We start from the raw sequence: 15,729 nt of genomic DNA, 5'->3' as shown, positions 1-15,729 counted from the left end.
GCGCTTTGATTCGAAGGAGCGCCAGAGATGCAGCAGGAACCGGATTTGTCCCTGGGTAAGTTTGGAGACGTTCGCCTCGATAAAAGGGGGCGGCGCTTCTCCGGGCTATGCTTTGCACGCGCAGTGTCTGTTTGCGCCAGATGGCGCAGGGCAACTGGGCCGCGAACATGGCGTTCTGGCGGTTTGTGAACAATCCGCAAGTCACGATCGACAAGCTGATTGAAGGCTGGAGCCTGCAGACGTCGATGGCGGTCAGCGGGCGTCATGTGCTGTCGATCCAGGACACCAGCGAGATCAACTTCCACACTCGTCCGGGACATCGGCGCGACTTGGGCAAGGTCGGCAAAGGCAATGCTGCGGCGTGCTGCTGCATGCCATGATGGCGGTCGATGCCGATAGCGGGGTCTGTCTCGGGCTCACCGGCGGTGAGGTGTGGACGCGCAAGCGCAAGGCCAGGATCGCTCACGAGAAGCGCGCCTTGGCCGACAAGGAATCGGCGCGCTGGGTGACGACGGCTAAGCAAGGCTGCGAGGTTCTGGTCGCTGCTCGTATGATCACCGTCGTCAACGACCGCGAGGGGGATTTCTTTGCTCACTGGTCGCTGACACCCGCTGACAATGTCCACCTCCTGTCGCGCGCCATGCACGACCATGCGCTGGTCGATGGCGGCACGCTTTATCAGGCGGTCGCGCGGGCCCGCTTCTGCGACAAGGCGGTGATCGATCTACCAAAGCGAATGGATCGCCACGGTCGCCAGGCCCACCTCTCCATGCGCCTGGGAACCGTTGTGCTCAAACGACCGCAGCGCCCCGGCGTGAAAGACCTGCCACAGGGCGTCAAAGTCAGCTTCGTGGAGGTCGTCGAGTTGCACCCCCCGAAGAGCGCCAAGCCCATTCATTGGTTGCTCCTGACCACTCATCCGGTCGTCACCGCCGCCGATGCCTGGCGGATCGTCTCCTGGTACAAGCAGCGCTGGATCATCGAACAGCTCTTTCGCTCGCTGAAGAGCCAGGGTCTGCGCATCGAGGATAGTCAGCTCGACAGCGCTGAAGGCCTGATCAAACTCGTGGCGATCGCCACCAGAGTAGCATGTATCGTCATCCAGCTCGTTCAAGCCCGCAATGGCGGCGAACAATTGCAGGTCGAATTTGTGTTCACGCCGGACGAGATCGAAGCGCTCAAGGCCATCAACAAAACCCTGAAAGGCCGCACCGAGCTCCAGAAGAACCACCATCGCCCCAACACTGTCGCCTGGGCGGCATGGATCATCGCAAAGCTCGGCGGATGGACCGGTTACGCCTCTCATCGCCCACCTGGACCAATCACCTTCCACATGGGAATGGCTCGCTTCCAACTCCTCGTATATGGCCCGGCAAGCGTGTAGATGCCCTAGTGCGCACGCAGGGACCCATAACCACCGCTCCCCGTGGTTACATCGGCTATCGCCCCGGCCCAGTACGAAACTACTCTCCGGGATTATGGGTCCCTGCGTGCGCAGGGACGACGAAAATTGGCTGTGCGGCAATCCCAAATTACCGCCCCTCAAGGCTGTCAATCCGCGCAAAAATCCCTAAATTTCGGCCATGCCGAAATCAGCCCCCAAAGCCGCCGCGAAACCCGCTCCCGCCAAAGCGCCTGCCAAGGCGCCCGCCAAAGCCCCTACCAAGGGCGACCATGTCTTCCTGGTCGACGGTTCCGGCTACATTTTCCGCGCCTATCACGCGCTGCCGCCGCTGAACCGCAAATCCGACGGGCTGCAGGTCAATGCAGTGCTCGGCTTCTGCAACATGCTGTGGAAGCTGTTGCGCGAGATGCCCGAGGATAACCGGCCGACGCATCTGGCCGTCGTGTTCGACAAGTCGGAAATCACGTTCCGCAACAAGCTCTATCCCGATTACAAGGCGCACCGGACAGCGGCGCCGGACGATCTGATCCCGCAATTCGCGCTGATCCGCGAGGCGGTGCGGGCGTTCGATCTGCCGTGCCTGGAACAGGTCGGCTTCGAGGCCGATGATCTGATCGCGACCTATGTCCGCATCGCCTGCGAGCGCGGCGCCACCGCCACCATCGTGTCCTCGGACAAGGACCTGATGCAGCTCGTGACCGATTGCGTCACCATGTACGACACCATGAAGGACCGCCGCATCGGCATCCCTGAGGTGATCGAGAAATTCGGCGTACCGCCTGAGAAAGTCGTCGAGGTGCAAGCGCTGGCCGGCGATTCCACCGACAACGTTCCCGGCGTGCCCGGCATTGGCGTCAAGACCGCCGCGCAACTGATCATCGAATATGGCGACCTCGAACAATTGCTGTTCCGAGCCGGCGAGATCAAACAGCCGAAACGGCGCGAGGCACTGCTCGAGAACGCCGAGAAGGCGCGGATCTCGCGGCAATTGGTGCTGCTCGACGACAAGGTCGATCTCGAAGTGCCGCTCGATGACCTTGCCGTGCACGAGCCGGATGCGCGCAAGCTGATCGCCTTCCTCAAGGCGATGGAATTCTCCACCCTTACCCGCCGTGTCGCCGAATATTCGCAGATCGATCCCGCCGATATCGAGCCGGATGCAGGCAACAAGAGCGGCGCCAGTGTGTTCGCGGTGCCGCCATCGGGCAAGAAGCCGGAGGGCTATGTCGAAGGCGCCACGCTGTTCGACAGTCTGCCCGCCGGCAAAGCCGGCACCGCACCGGGCAAGACCGGCGGCGACAAGCAGGACAAGGCGGCGAGCCACAAGGGTACGCCGATATCGCTGGCCGCGGTCCGCGCGGAGGCCGCGCGAAAACTGCCGGTCGATCGGACCAAGTACCAGACCATCCGCACGTTCGATGAGCTAAATGCCTGGGTTGCGCGGGCCTATGACGCCGGCACGTTTGCGATCGTCGCCAAGGCGAGCTCGGACGATCCAATGCAGGCCGACATCTGCGGCATCGCGCTGGCGCTGGCGCCAAACGACGCCTGCTATATTCCACTCACGCACAAGCAATCCGGCGGCGGCGCAGGCTTGTTTGACGCCGGCCTCGCGCCGGACCAGATCACGGCCGCCGAGGCGCTGGCGGCGCTGCAGCCGCTGTTGGAATCGCCGGGCATTCTCAAGATCGGCTTCGACATCAAGTTCAGCGCCGTGATGCTGGCGCAGCACGGCGTCACCCTGGGCAACGTCGACGACGCGCAATTGATGTCGTACGCGCTCGACGCCGGACGCAATTCACATGCGCTGGGGTCGCTCGCCGAACGTTGGTTTGGCCATGCCGTCACGAGCGAAAGCGAGCTAATCGGCAACGGCAAGAACAAGCTGACCTTCGACCAGGTCGCGATCGACAAGGCGGCCGTCTATTCGGCCGAGAGCGCCGACGTGATCCTGCGGCTGCATCGCGTGCTCAAACCGCGGCTCGCTGCGGAGCACATGATGACGGTCTACGAGACCCTGGAGCGGCCGCTGGTCACCGTGCTGGCGCGGATGGAGCGGCGCGGCATTTCGATTGACCGCCAGGTGCTGTCGCGGCTGTCGGGCGATTTCGCCCAGACCGCGGCGCGCGTCGAGGCCGAGTTGCAGGAGATCGCCGGCGAGCCGATCAATGTCGGCAGCCCCAAACAGATCGGCGACATCATCTTCGGCAAGATGGGCATCCCCGGCGGCACCAAGACCAAGACCGGGGCGTGGTCGACCTCGGCGCAGATTCTCGACGAACTCGCCGAGCAGGGTCATGAATTCCCGAAGAAAATTCTGGAGTGGCGGCAGGTCTCGAAACTGAAATCGACCTATACCGACGCGCTGCCGAATTACGTGCACCCGCAGACCCACCGCGTGCACACGACCTACGCGCTGGCCGCGACCACCACGGGGCGGCTGTCATCCAACGAACCAAACCTGCAGAACATTCCAGTTCGCACCGAGGACGGCCGCAAGATCCGCCGCGCCTTCATCGCGACGCCCGGGCACAAGCTGGTGTCGGCGGACTACTCGCAGATCGAATTGCGGCTGTTGGCCGAAATTGCGGACATCCCCGTTTTGAAGCAGGCGTTCCGCGACGGGCTCGACATTCACGCCATGACGGCGTCCGAAATGTTCGGCGTGCCGATCAAGGACATGCCGGGCGAAGTGCGGCGGCGCGCGAAGGCGATCAATTTCGGCATCATCTATGGCATCTCGGCATTCGGCCTTGCCAACCAGCTCGGCATCGCCCGCGAGGAAGCCTCTGCCTACATCAAGAAGTACTTCGAGCGCTTCCCGGGCATCCGCGCTTACATGGACGAGACGCGGGATTTCTGCCGCACTAACGGCTACGTCACGACGCTATTTGGCCGGAAGATGCACTACCCCGACATCAAGGCCTCCAACGCCTCGATCCGCTCCTTCAACGAGCGCGCCGCAATCAACGCGCGCCTGCAAGGCACCGCCGCTGACATCATCCGCCGCGCCATGATCCGCATGGAGGACGCGCTGGCGGAGAAGAAGCTGTCGGCGCAGATGCTGTTGCAGGTGCATGACGAGCTGATCTTCGAGGTGCCGGACGACGAAGTGGCGGCGACGCTTCCGGTGGTGCAGCACGTCATGCAGGACGCGCCGTTCCCGGCGGTGGCGCTGTCTGTGCCGCTGCAGGTGGATGCTCGGGCGGCGAATAACTGGGATGAGGCGCATTGATTCTTACCTCTCCCGCTTGCGGGGTCGAGACGAGCGAAGCTCGCTCTTAGGTCGATGCGCGTAAGCGCGGCGGGTGGGGTTTCTCTCCGCGAACTCTGACATCTCTTATGCGGCGACACCCCCACCCCAGCCCTCCCCGCACGCGGGAGAGGGAGCGCACCGCCGATGCAGCTCCATAGAAATGTCCTCGGAGCAATATACGAAATGACATCGCCGCGGCTCGCACGTTAGAAACGTGCGCATTCCTCGCCGCGGGTCCCCCATGCCTCATCTCCCTACCCTGCTCGGTTTCGCCCTGGTCTCGCTCGGCATGGTGCTGACGCCGGGGCCGAACATGATCTACCTGATCTCGCGCTCGATCACGCAAGGACCGGCGGCCGGCATCGTGTCGCTGGGCGGCGTCGCGCTCGGCTTTGTGTTCTACATGCTGTGCGCGGCGTTCGGCATCACCGCGCTGTTGTTCGCAGTGCCCTATGCTTACGACGCGTTGCGGTTTGCCGGCGCGGCCTATTTGCTGTGGCTGGCGTGGCAGGCGCTGAAGCCGAACGGGCGTTCGCCGTTTCAGGTGAAGAAGCTGCAAGTCGACGGCCCGCGCAAATTGTTTGCGATGGGCTTCGTCACCAATCTGCTCAATCCGAAGATCGCGATGCTGTACCTGGCGCTGCTGCCGCAGTTCATCGACCCTACGGTGGGAAGCGTGCTGACGCAGTCGCTGGCGCTCGGCGCGATCCAGATCGTGATCAGCGTCTCCGTCAATGCGGTGATCGCGCTCGCCGCCGGATCGATCGCAATGTTTCTCGGCTCGCGGCCGACGTGGCTGTTGCTGCAGCGCTGGCTGATGGGAACGGTGCTGGCCGGGCTTGCGGTGAAGATGGCGTTCGAGGCGAAAAGGGCGTGAGCTCCGGCCGTCATCGCCCGGCCTTGTACGCAATTGCGCACAAGGCCGGGCGGCGACAATGGTGGGTCGGGACAGCGCGTATCAATCCAGCTTGGCTTCCATGCCGCGCTTGGTCGCCGGGCGGGCCATCATCGCGTTGTACCAGCGCTCGACGTTCGGAAAATCCTTCAGCTCCACCTTGTGGCGCGGATGGCGCCAGGCCCAGCCGAGGATGGCGAAGTCGGCGACCGACAAGGCATCGGCGACGAACTCCCGGCCCTCCAGCCTGCGGTCGAGGACGCCGTAGAGCCGGCGGGTTTCGGCCATGAAGCGTTTGAGGCCGTAGGCGCGGTCGGTTTCGTTCTCCAGCGCGATGAAATGATGCACCTGCCCGGGCATCGGACCAAAGCCGCCCATCTGCCACATCAGCCACTCATAGACCGGGATACGCTCGGCCAGCGGCTTGGGCAGGAACTTGCCGGTCTTCTCGCCGAGATAAAGCAGGATCGCACCGGACTCGAAGATGCCGACCGGCTTACCGCCGGGACCGTCGGGATCGACGATCGCCGGGATCTTGTTGTTCGGGCTGAGCTTGAGAAAGGCGGGCGCCATCTGCTCGCCCTTGGTGATGTTCACCGGGATCACCTTGTAGGGCAGCCCCATTTCCTCCAGCGCAACCGAGATCTTGCGGCCGTTCGGCGTGTTCCAGGTGTGCAGTTCGATCGTCATTTTTGTGATCCCCGCGACCCGTCTCCGCCAAGGCTCCGCCGGGGTTTGCGATAATGGGTCCGCCGGAGCTTTAGCGAAGGCGACAAGCGGGGTATCCAGTACCCCGGAACTTTGGGGCGTTACAACCGCTGCTGCGGAATACGGGGTCATCCGCTGGAGCCTGTCATCGGGCTGCGCGGTGCGCCGACCCGATGGCCAAGACGACATTGTGCCCTGTTGACGGCGTCGGATCGGCGCTAGAATCTGCCCTGCAGCACCGATAGATTGCGCCCCGCCTGAAACCTTCGGGGAAACCGCCTTGTCCAAATCAGCCTCCCGCGCCCGCCTCGCCGAGATCATCCGCAAGCGCTCGTTCGGCCGCGGCGAGATCACGTTGGCCTCGGGCCGCAAGAGCGACTTCTACTTCAACCTCAAGCCGACCATGCTCGACCCCGAAGGTGCGGCGCTGTTGGCGGAACTGACCTATGAGGCGCTGAAGGACGACAATCTCGATTTCGTCGGCGGGCTGGAGATGGGCGCGGTCCCACTGGCGGGCGCGATCGCGCAGCTCTCCTGGATCAAGGGCCACCCGATCGCCGCCTTCTTCGTGCGCAAGAAGCCGAAGGAACATGGCGCCCGCCTCGCGGTCGAGGGGCTGGCCAAGGGCGAGACCCTGCAGGGCAAGCGCATCGTGATCGTGGAGGACGTCACCACCACAGGCGGCTCGGCGTTGAAGGCGGTCGAGGCCGTGCGCGAAGCCGGCGGCGAGGTCGTGCTCGTGCTTACGATGGTAGACCGCGAGGAAGGCGCGACCGAAGCCTTTGCCGAGGCAGGGCTTGAGTTTCGTTCGCTGTACAAGGCGGGTGAATTTTTGAAGGGGTGAATAGGTCTTCCCCGTCCCCGCTCATCACTCATTTACCATCCACCGTTAAGGTTACCCGAACTGAAGCCGTCGCGCTTCAGCGCGTTTGTTGCGTTGGGTGGAGTTGGCGTTGCGTACAGAGTTGGCTTTTTCGCGCATGCGGCGCCGCGCGAGGTTTGTTGCCGCAGCGATCCTTTCGGGCGCTCTCCTGCTCGCGCCCCGCAGCGTTTCCGCCGAAGGCCTGTTCGATTTCCTGTTCGGCGGCGCGCAGAAGCAGCAGACGCGGCAAGCGTCACCGCAAGCCAATTTCTTCGCCGATCCGTTCGGCCTCAATCAGCAGCCATCAGCGCCCGCCCCGGCCCCGCGGGTAGCCGGCTCCGGGCCAGCGTTTTGCGTCCGAAGCTGCGACGGCAAATATTTTCCGCTGACCATGCGCGGCACCGCCTCGCCGGTGCAGACCTGCCAGGCGTTCTGCCCGGCCAGCGTCACCAAGGTGTTTTACGGCAGCAACATCGATCATGCGACCGCCAGTAACGGCGAGCGCTATGCCGACAGCGAGAACGCCTACGCCTATCGCAAGGCGCTGAGCGCCGACTGCACCTGCAACGGCCGAAGCCCGTCCGGGCTTGCGCCGGTCGATCTCACGCTCGATACCTCGCTGCGCTCCGGCGATGTCGTCGCCACCACCGACGGCCTGGTGGCCTATACCGGCGTGCGCCTGGGCGCCGACCACACGGCGGAGTTCACGCCAGTCGCCTCCTATCCCGGCCTCACGGCGGATGTCCGCGCCCGGCTCGGCGAAATGAAGGTCGCGCCAGTCAGCGCCGAGATGGTCGCCGGCACCGCGCCGCTGCCCGAAGCACGGCGCGACGACGAACTGCCGACCGCCTCGATCCCGAAGACGGCCGCGCCGAAAGCGGCGAAGCGGGCGGAAGCGCGATAGGGCACCCGCAGTACACCGCAGGGCCCAAACTCAAAATTGCGAAAACAACCCCATGCAAAGTAGCGTGGGCCCGGCCTCGCAGCATTCACGTAGCTGACGCCAGCACTACCGCCCGACGATGACGCCGATCACGTTCGGCGCCGACAGATATTTTTCTTCGATCGCCGCACGCGCCGCAGCGCGGTTTTCCGGCGTCAGCAGGCCGCGCTTCTCGGCGAGAATCATCCAGCAATAGCCCCACCAGTCCGTCAGCATGCCCTGGTCGTCGACGAGATCGTAGCCTGCTTGGGCTGCAAAAATCCGCGCCTGCGCCTCATCCAGCGAATCGAGAAAGGCGTGATCCTCGATCGAAAACAGTTCGTCGCTGAAATCGTCCGTGGTGTAGCCCCACACCGACATGCAGACCGCGTTGAATTCGCGGTCGATCGCGTCGTCGTCGACGAGCTGGCGGCGCGAGGCCTGATGCAGGCGCGACAATGAGCGCGCGAAATCGGCGATGCGGGTGAGAGCGAACTGATCGAAAGCGATGGTGGACATGTAGTCCTCGCAGAGACTGATAGACCATAGATGTTGTGTCGGCATCGCGCCGAATCACAATGATATATCAAAGACTTGCTAAAGTGTTCTTAATTTGTTCCAGCTTCGTGCCGAAATTTCGCCTATCCGGTTGCCGCGGAATCGAGAATCATGGACGGGGCGCGAGCCAGCCAGATCCGGACGCTGTTGCTGGAAGTGGCCGACGCGAGAACCTTGGGATCGCGCGATGGTATGAACCATCCGCAACTCAATCCTTCACATCGCCGACAACAGCTTGTCGCCGCAATAATTGGCGTAGAATTTTCCGCCGCACTGCCGCTTGATCGCGGCACAACGCGCTTCTGGTGAAGCGCCCTTTGCGACGCTGAACGAGCAGCTTACGCCGTCCGCACTTCTGCCGGTCTTGCCCGCGGCAAAGGCGGCGCTGGTGGCGCTGATGCAGACCATCAACAACGCGGCGGCAGCGATCTCGATCGTCAATCTCATGACAGGCCCTCCCCGTTCTGCTGGCACGCGATTCCTTGAACCCCAATCGGCATCTACCCACCAAGCCCAGCGATCCCTGTACTTTGGTATGGAATTATAACACCAAAAGCCGGCCGCCGGTGCCGCGAAATCGGCCCGGTCCTTGCATAAATTCATACCAGCGCAGTGCACAACATACTCCGGCGTTCTCCGGCGTTTCGATTATCGGACAAGACGCCTATGTTGTGAGTCTCAATGCAGGGATCGACGTGTTGCAGGAACAAATCGCAGGGAACTATCCGGCACTTGGCCAGCCGGTCGACGAGCTCGCGCTCGCCGAGATCAAGGGCGCCATCCTCGCCAAGCTGCGCCTTGCGATCGGCAAGGACGCCGGCATGGCGACGCGTCGCGACTGGTACAAGGCCGCGGCGCTGGCGCTGCGCGACCGCATCGTGCACCGCTGGCTGACGGCCGAAAAGGAGAGCTACGATGCGGGCAGCAAACGGGTCTACTACCTCTCGCTCGAATTCCTGATCGGCCGGCTGTTCACCGACGCGCTGAACAATATGGGCCTCTTGCCGGTGTTCGAGGCGGCGCTCGGCGATCTCGGCGTCGGCCTGGATGATTTGCGCAAATGCGAGCCGGATGCCGCGCTCGGCAATGGCGGTCTCGGACGGCTGGCGGCATGCTTCATGGAAAGCATGGCGACGCTGGCCGTTCCCGCTATCGGCTACGGCATCCGCTACGATTTCGGCCTGTTCCGCCAGATCATTTCGCAGGGCTGGCAGCAGGAATATCCGGACGAATGGCTGAGCTTCGGCAACCCCTGGGAATTCCTGCGGGCGGAGGTGGTCTATCACGTTCATTTCGGCGGCTTTGTCGAACACGTCGACGACCACGGGCGCGACCGCGCGACGTGGCGGCCGGCGGAAACCGTGCAGGCCGTCGCCTATGACACGCCGATCGTGGGCTGGCGCGGCCAGCACGTCAACGCGCTGCGGCTATGGTCGGCGCGCTCGCCCGATCCCTTGCGGCTCGACGTCTTCAACACCGGCGACTACCTCGGCGCCGTCGCCGAGGAAGCGCGCGCGGAATCGATCTGCAAATTCCTCTACCCGAACGACGAGAGCCCCGCGGGGCGCGAACTGCGGCTACGGCAGGAATATTTCTTCGTCTCGGCCTCGCTGCAGGACCTGGTCAAGCGGCACCTCGCCTCGGACGGGCAGTTGCGCAACTTGGCAATGAAGGTCGCGGTGCAGCTCAACGACACCCATCCGAGCCTTGCCGTCACCGAGCTGATGCGCATCCTGGTCGATCTGCACAATTTCCGCTGGGACGAGGCGTGGAAGATCACGGTGGCGACGCTGTCCTACACCAATCACACCCTGCTGCCGGAAGCGCTGGAGACCTGGCCGGTCGAACTATTCGAGCGGCTGCTGCCGCGGCATCTCGAAATTATCTACCGCATCAACGCTGCGCATCTGGCGCTGGCCGATCAGCGCTGCCCCGGCGACATCGAATATCGCGCGTCGGTGTCGCTGATCGACGAGAAGTCCGGCCGCCGGGTGCGGATGGGGCAGCTCGCCTTCGTCGGCTCGCACCGCATCAATGGCGTGTCAGCGATGCACTCCGACCTGATGAAGGAGACCGTGTTCCACGATCTCAATCATCTCTATCCCGGCCGCATCACCAACAAGACCAACGGCATCACCTTCCGCCGCTGGCTGATGCTGGCCAATCCGAAGCTCACCGGGCTTATGCGCGAGGTCTGCGGCGAGGCCGTGCTCGACGACTTCTCGCTGTTCGAGCGCCTCGAGGCCCACGCCAGCGACAACGCGTTCCAGCAGCGCTTTCGCGAGGTCAAGCATCACAACAAGGTGGCGCTGGCGCGGCTCATCAACGAGCGCCTTGGCGTCAAGATCGATCCGTCGGCATTGTTCGACATCCAGATCAAGCGCATCCACGAATACAAGCGGCAATTGCTCAATGTCGTCGAGACCATTGCGCTGTACCAGGCGATCAAGGACGAGCCGCAGCGCGACTGGGTGCCGCGCGTAAAAATCTTCGCCGGCAAGGCGGCGGCGAGCTATCGCTACGCCAAGCTGATCATCAAGCTGATCAACGATGTCGCCGAAGTCGTCAACAACGACCCTGACGTCGCAGGAAGGCTGAAGGTCGTCTTTCTGGCCGACTACAATGTCAGCCTCGCCGAAGTGATCATTCCGGCCGCCGATCTATCCGAACAGATTTCGACCGCCGGCATGGAAGCCTCCGGTACCGGTAACATGAAGCTGGCGCTGAACGGCGCACTGACGATCGGCACGCTCGACGGCGCCAATATCGAAATCCGCGACCATGTCGGCGCGGAGAATATCGCAATCTTCGGCATGGAGGCCGGCGACGTCATGATCCGGCGCAAGCAGGGCCTGGATGCGACCGATGTGATCAGCCGCTCGCCGCGGCTGGCGCGGGCCATTACGGCAATCGAGAGCGGCGCGTTCTCGCCTGACGATCGCGCCCGTTTCGCCTCGATCAGCCACGCGCTGCGCTATCTCGACCACTACATGGTCTCGGCCGATTTCGATTCCTATTACACGGCGCAGCGCGGCATCGACGCGCGCTGGCAGGTGGTGCCGGCCTGGACCCGCGCCTCGATCCTCAACGTGGCGCGGATGCCGTGGTTCTCCTCCGACCGCACCATCCGCGAATATGCCGAGGATATCTGGAACGTGCCGGTGCGCGCGACGTCGGCCGTGCCGGAAACAAGCGCGCAGCGCGGGGCGACGCGGTAAATCCCGGGGCACGGGAACCATTACCTCAGACGTCATTGAATTCGACCGGATAGTCGCGATACTACGTCCACGTCATTGCGAGGAGCGCAAGCGACGAAGCAATCCATTCCTCCGCTTGCGGCGCGATGGATTGCTTCGCTCCGCTCGCAATGACGGCACTTGCGGCAAGGCTGTCGCCTTTGAAAATCGAAAGTATCCATGCTGACAAAAGCCCCACACCTCTTCGATGATGCGACGCGAGTCACCGCCGGTGACAGTTGCTGGCAAGGCAAGACCAGCCCGAATTACTGGGCCTTTGTCGGCCCGTTCGGCGGCTGCACAGCCGCCACCATCCTGCGCGCGCTGATGGAGCATCCGCAGCGCGCAGGCGATCCGTTGTCGGTCACGGTGAATTTCTGCGCGCCGGTCGCCGAAGGCGGCTTCGATCTCGACGTGCGCCTGGTCAAGGCCAACCGTTCGAGCCAGCATTGGTGCGTGGAGATGACGCAAGGCGGCGGCGATGTTGCGACGCTGGCAACCGCCGTGTTCGCCGAGCGCCGTCCGTCCTGGTCGCACCAGCAGGCAAGATTTCCGGGCGCCACGCCGTTCGAGCAGGCGCGTTCGTTTCCGAACACGCCGATGACCTGGACGCACCAGTATGATTTCCGCTTCGTCGAGGGTGAGCCGAGTTTGTACGGATCGCCTGCCACGGCACCGCTCGATGCGTTCTCTAAACAGTGGATCGGCGACCGCACGCCGCGGAAGATCGACTTGCTGTCGCTGATGTCGATGTCGGATGCGTTCTTCGGACGAGTATTTCTGGCGCGGCGGGAACTGGTCCCGTTCGGCACGGTGTCACTGACGACGTACTTCCATACCGCGTCGGACGATCTCGCGGCCGAGGACATCACGCACATATTGGCGGTAGCCGACGCCAAGATCTTCCACCGGAGTTACGGCGATCAGAACAGCGAGCTGTGGTCACCCTCCGGCCGCCTGCTCGCGACCACGACGCAAATCGCGTATTTCAAGGCCTAAGCGGAACATTGGGCCCTTACCTCTCTTGTAGGGGCAAAGGCGCACTTGCGCCGTGCCCACCATCGATTCAATCATTGCATTGAATGGTGGGCACGCTTCGCTTTGCCCACGCTACAGTTTGATCGAGGCTGCCTGCATGTCCGACGCCAACGCTCCCCGCATCGCCTTGCTCGGTGTCCCCCTCGAGATCGGCGCCTCGCAGGCCGGCACGCTGATGGGACCTGCGGCACTGCGCACCGCAGGCATCGGCCGCATCCTCGATCAACTCGGTTTTGTCGTCGAAGACCATGGCGATATGCTGACGCCGGCCATTGCTCCCGCCGAGGGGCCGCCGCCGGCGAATGCCAAATATTACGACGTGATCAAAACCTGGATCCGAGCGCTCAGCGAGCGTTCGTATTTGCTCGCGCGATCCGGCGCCGTTCCGATCTTCATGGGCGGCGATCACTCGCTCTCGATGGGATCGGTGAACGGCGTCGCGCGACACTGGCAGGAACAGGGCCGGCCGTTGTTCGTGCTGTGGCTCGATGCACATGCCGATTACAACACGCCGCAGACGACCGAGACCGGCAACATGCACGGCATGTCGGCGGCCTTTCTCTGCGGCGAGGACGGCCTCGAGGGCCTGCTCGGCGACGTGCCCCGCGCCTCGATCGGTCCCGAGCGGCTCGATCTGTTCGGCATCCGCTCGATCGATCCGCTGGAGAAAAAGCTGGTGTTCGACCGCCGCGTCGCGATCGCCGACATGCGCGCCATCGACGAGTTCGGCGTCGCCGTCCTGATCCGGCGCGTGATCGAGCGCGTCAGGGCGAGCAACGGGGTGCTGCATTTGAGCTTCGACGTCGATTTTCTCGATCCTGCGGTCGCCCCCGGCGTCGGCACCACGGTACCGGGTGGCGCGACCTATCGCGAAGCGCATCTCATCATGGAGTTGCTGCACGATTCCGGTCTGGTGCGATCAGTCGACGTCGTCGAGCTCAACCCGTTCCTGGACGAACGCGGCCGCACCGCGCGCGTCGCGGTCGAATTGATCAGCAGCCTGTTCGGCCTGCAGATCACCGATCGTCGCACGCCCAGCAACGCGGTCTTTCCGGACAACAGCCAAATTCGTCGGAAAAGCAAAAAGGGCGGCCCATGAAGCCGCCCTTTGGAGCAGTTGCCTGCGTTTGAGCCTTACTCCGCCGCGAGCTTCAAATCCGGCGCGGCGGCGCGAATTTCGGCGTCGACCTGGGCTTCGAACTTGGCAAAGTTCTTCTGGAACATGCCGACCAGTGCGCGCGCAGTCTTGTCGAACTCGGCCTTGTCCTTCCAAGTGTTGACCGGATTGAGGATCTCGCTGGGCACGCCCGGCAGCGCGGTCGGCACCGCAAAACCGAAATACTTGTCGGTTCGGAATTCGACGTTGCGCAACGAACCGTCCAGCGCTGCGGTCAGCAGCGCGCGCGTCACCTTGATCGGCATCCGGCTGCCGGTGCCGTATTTGCCGCCGGTCCAGCCGGTGTTGACCAGCCAGCAATCGACGTTGTGCCTGGCGATCAGTTCGCGCAGCATATTGCCGTAGACGGACGGATCGAGCGGCAGGAACGGCGAGCCGAAGCAGGTGGAGAATTCCGGCTGCGGCTCATTGCCGAGACCGCGCTCGGTGCCGGCGACCTTGGCGGTATAGCCGGACAGGAAATGATACATCGCCTGCGCCGGCGAGAGTTTTGCAATCGGAGGCAATACGCCGAACGCGTCGGCGGCCAGCATCACGACGTTTTTCGGCTGGCCGGCGCGGCCGGTGCGCGAAGCGTTCGGGATAAAATCGAGCGGGTAGGCCGAACGGGTGTTTTCGGTCTTCGAGCCGTCGTCGAAGTCAGGTACGCGGGTGCTCTCGTCGAGCACCACGTTCTCGAGCACGGCGCCGAAGCGGCTGCTGGCGGCGAAGATCTGCGGCTCGGCTTCCTTCGACAGCTTGATGCACTTGGCGTAGCAGCCGCCTTCGAAGTTGAAGACGCCGTCGCTGCCCCAGCCATGCTCGTCGTCGCCGATCAGCGTGCGGTTGGGATCGGCCGACAGCGTGGTCTTTCCAGTACCGGACAGGCCGAAGAAGATCGCGGTGTCGCCCTTGGGTCCGACATTGGCCGAGCAGTGCATCGGCAGCACGCCCTTGGCGGGCAGATAATAGTTCAGCGTGGTGAAGACCGACTTCTTCATCTCGCCGGCATAATAAGACCCGCCGATCAGGACGATCTTGCGGGCGAAGTCGATGGCGACGACGTTCTCCGAGCGCACGCCGTGACGTTTGGGGTCGGCGCGGAAGCTCGGCAGGTCGATGATGGTGAGTTCAGGCACGAAATCCTTCAGCGCTTGAGCCTCGGGGCGGATCAAGAGCGTTCGGATGAACAGCGAGTGCCAGGCAAGTTCGGTGAACACGCGCGTCTTGATCTGGAAGCTCGGATCGGCGCCGCCGTAAAGATCCTGCGCATACAGCGTCATGCCTTCGGCATGCTTGAGGAAGTCGGCATAGAGCGCGGCAAACTGCTCCGAGGTGATCGACTGGTTACCGGCCCACCACATGTTCTTGTCGGTGGTCGCATCACGCACCGTGAACTTGTCCTTGGGACTGCGGCCGGTGAATTCACCGGTGTCCGCGCAGAGCGCGCCGTCGGCCGACAACACGGCCTCGCCGGCCGTGAGTGAATATTGATAAAGCTGCGGCGCGCCGAGATTCCAGTGCACCGTCTTGAGATTTTTTAAGCCGAATTTATCGGCGCCGAAGGCACCGTTGCGTAGACCCGTCTCTTGCACGAAGAAAGTCCTCCTCGAACCCGCGTTACTCGAATCGCGCGCATGTCGCTTGACGCGCTCTGTCGCGGTGACCCTGAATTATAGCCTGCCGGCCTCGG

Annotated in this window: 13 protein-coding genes; 9 read left to right on the top strand and 4 right to left on the bottom strand. The window is 63.3% G+C overall.

The annotated features are described in order from the left end of the window. Window positions 1–131: 131 nt before the first annotated feature. From V1290_RS21355 to V1290_RS21340, 4 genes are all read left to right on the top strand, one after another. Window positions 132–380, top strand: a complete 249-nt coding sequence (locus tag V1290_RS21355; protein WP_334365844.1) for a hypothetical protein — start codon at window positions 132–134, stop codon at window positions 378–380. Further along, on the top strand, window positions 362–1,384 hold the full coding sequence (locus tag V1290_RS21350) for an IS4 family transposase (RefSeq protein ID WP_334365843.1): 1,023 nt from the start codon (window positions 362–364) through the stop codon (window positions 1,382–1,384). Before V1290_RS21355 ends, V1290_RS21350 begins: the two co-directional genes overlap by 19 nt. 199 nt (window positions 1,385–1,583) lie before the next feature. Continuing rightward, a complete protein-coding gene (polA, locus tag V1290_RS21345) occupies window positions 1,584–4,640 on the top strand; it encodes a DNA polymerase I (protein ID WP_334366232.1) in 3,057 nt (1,018 codons plus the stop codon). Window positions 4,641–4,902: 262 nt separating this feature from the next. Continuing rightward, window positions 4,903–5,538, top strand: coding sequence for a LysE family translocator (locus tag V1290_RS21340; protein ID WP_334366231.1), 636 nt, complete (start codon window positions 4,903–4,905; stop codon window positions 5,536–5,538). Window positions 5,539–5,619: 81 nt separating this feature from the next. Here V1290_RS21340 and V1290_RS21335 read toward each other — a convergent pair whose 3' ends face one another. Next, a complete protein-coding gene (locus tag V1290_RS21335) occupies window positions 5,620–6,246 on the bottom strand; it encodes a glutathione S-transferase family protein (protein WP_065743862.1) in 627 nt (208 codons plus the stop codon). A 298-nt stretch (window positions 6,247–6,544) separates the two neighbouring features. On the opposite strand from V1290_RS21335, the gene pyrE reads away from it, so the two are divergent. Continuing rightward, the gene (gene pyrE / locus V1290_RS21330; protein WP_334366230.1) at window positions 6,545–7,108 is read left to right on the top strand and encodes an orotate phosphoribosyltransferase; all 564 of its coding nucleotides are present in this window, start codon (window positions 6,545–6,547) and stop codon (window positions 7,106–7,108) included. A gap of 109 nt (window positions 7,109–7,217) precedes the next feature. Continuing rightward, window positions 7,218–8,030, top strand: a complete 813-nt coding sequence (locus V1290_RS21325) for a DUF2865 domain-containing protein (RefSeq protein ID WP_442895004.1) — start codon at window positions 7,218–7,220, stop codon at window positions 8,028–8,030. 105 nt (window positions 8,031–8,135) lie between these two features. On the opposite strand, the gene V1290_RS21320 is transcribed toward V1290_RS21325, so the two are convergent. After that, entirely contained in the window at window positions 8,136–8,567 is a 432-nt protein-coding gene (locus V1290_RS21320) for a hypothetical protein (protein ID WP_334366229.1), read from the bottom strand. Window positions 8,568–8,822: 255 nt separating this feature from the next. Then, window positions 8,823–9,053, bottom strand: a complete 231-nt coding sequence (locus V1290_RS21315; protein WP_334366228.1) for a hypothetical protein — start codon at window positions 9,051–9,053, stop codon at window positions 8,823–8,825. A gap of 242 nt (window positions 9,054–9,295) precedes the next feature. On the opposite strand from V1290_RS21315, the gene V1290_RS21310 reads away from it, so the two are divergent. The 3 genes from V1290_RS21310 (at window position 9,296) to rocF (ending at window position 13,979) form a co-directional block, all read left to right on the top strand. Continuing rightward, window positions 9,296–11,824, top strand: coding sequence for a glycogen/starch/alpha-glucan phosphorylase (locus tag V1290_RS21310; RefSeq protein ID WP_442895069.1), 2,529 nt, complete (start codon window positions 9,296–9,298; stop codon window positions 11,822–11,824). Between the two features lie 198 nt (window positions 11,825–12,022). Next, window positions 12,023–12,841 (top strand): acyl-CoA thioesterase, encoded by an 819-nt coding sequence (locus V1290_RS21305; protein WP_334366227.1) that lies wholly within the window; start codon window positions 12,023–12,025, stop codon window positions 12,839–12,841. A 136-nt stretch (window positions 12,842–12,977) separates the two neighbouring features. Beyond that, window positions 12,978–13,979 carry an arginase gene (gene rocF / locus V1290_RS21300; RefSeq protein WP_334366226.1) on the top strand — a complete coding sequence of 334 codons (1,002 nt, stop codon included), beginning with the start codon at window positions 12,978–12,980 and terminating at the stop codon, window positions 13,977–13,979. A gap of 35 nt (window positions 13,980–14,014) precedes the next feature. Here rocF and V1290_RS21295 read toward each other — a convergent pair whose 3' ends face one another. Beyond that, window positions 14,015–15,631 carry a phosphoenolpyruvate carboxykinase gene (locus V1290_RS21295; protein WP_334366225.1) on the bottom strand — a complete coding sequence of 539 codons (1,617 nt, stop codon included), beginning with the start codon at window positions 15,629–15,631 and terminating at the stop codon, window positions 14,015–14,017. Window positions 15,632–15,729 lie beyond the last annotated feature (98 nt).

Source organism: Bradyrhizobium sp. AZCC 1578 (genome assembly GCF_036924675.1).
In the GTDB taxonomy this organism is placed as follows: domain Bacteria; phylum Pseudomonadota; class Alphaproteobacteria; order Rhizobiales; family Xanthobacteraceae; genus Bradyrhizobium.
Note: the sequence above shows the minus strand (reverse complement) of the source record. Positions and strands in the feature narration are given on the sequence as shown.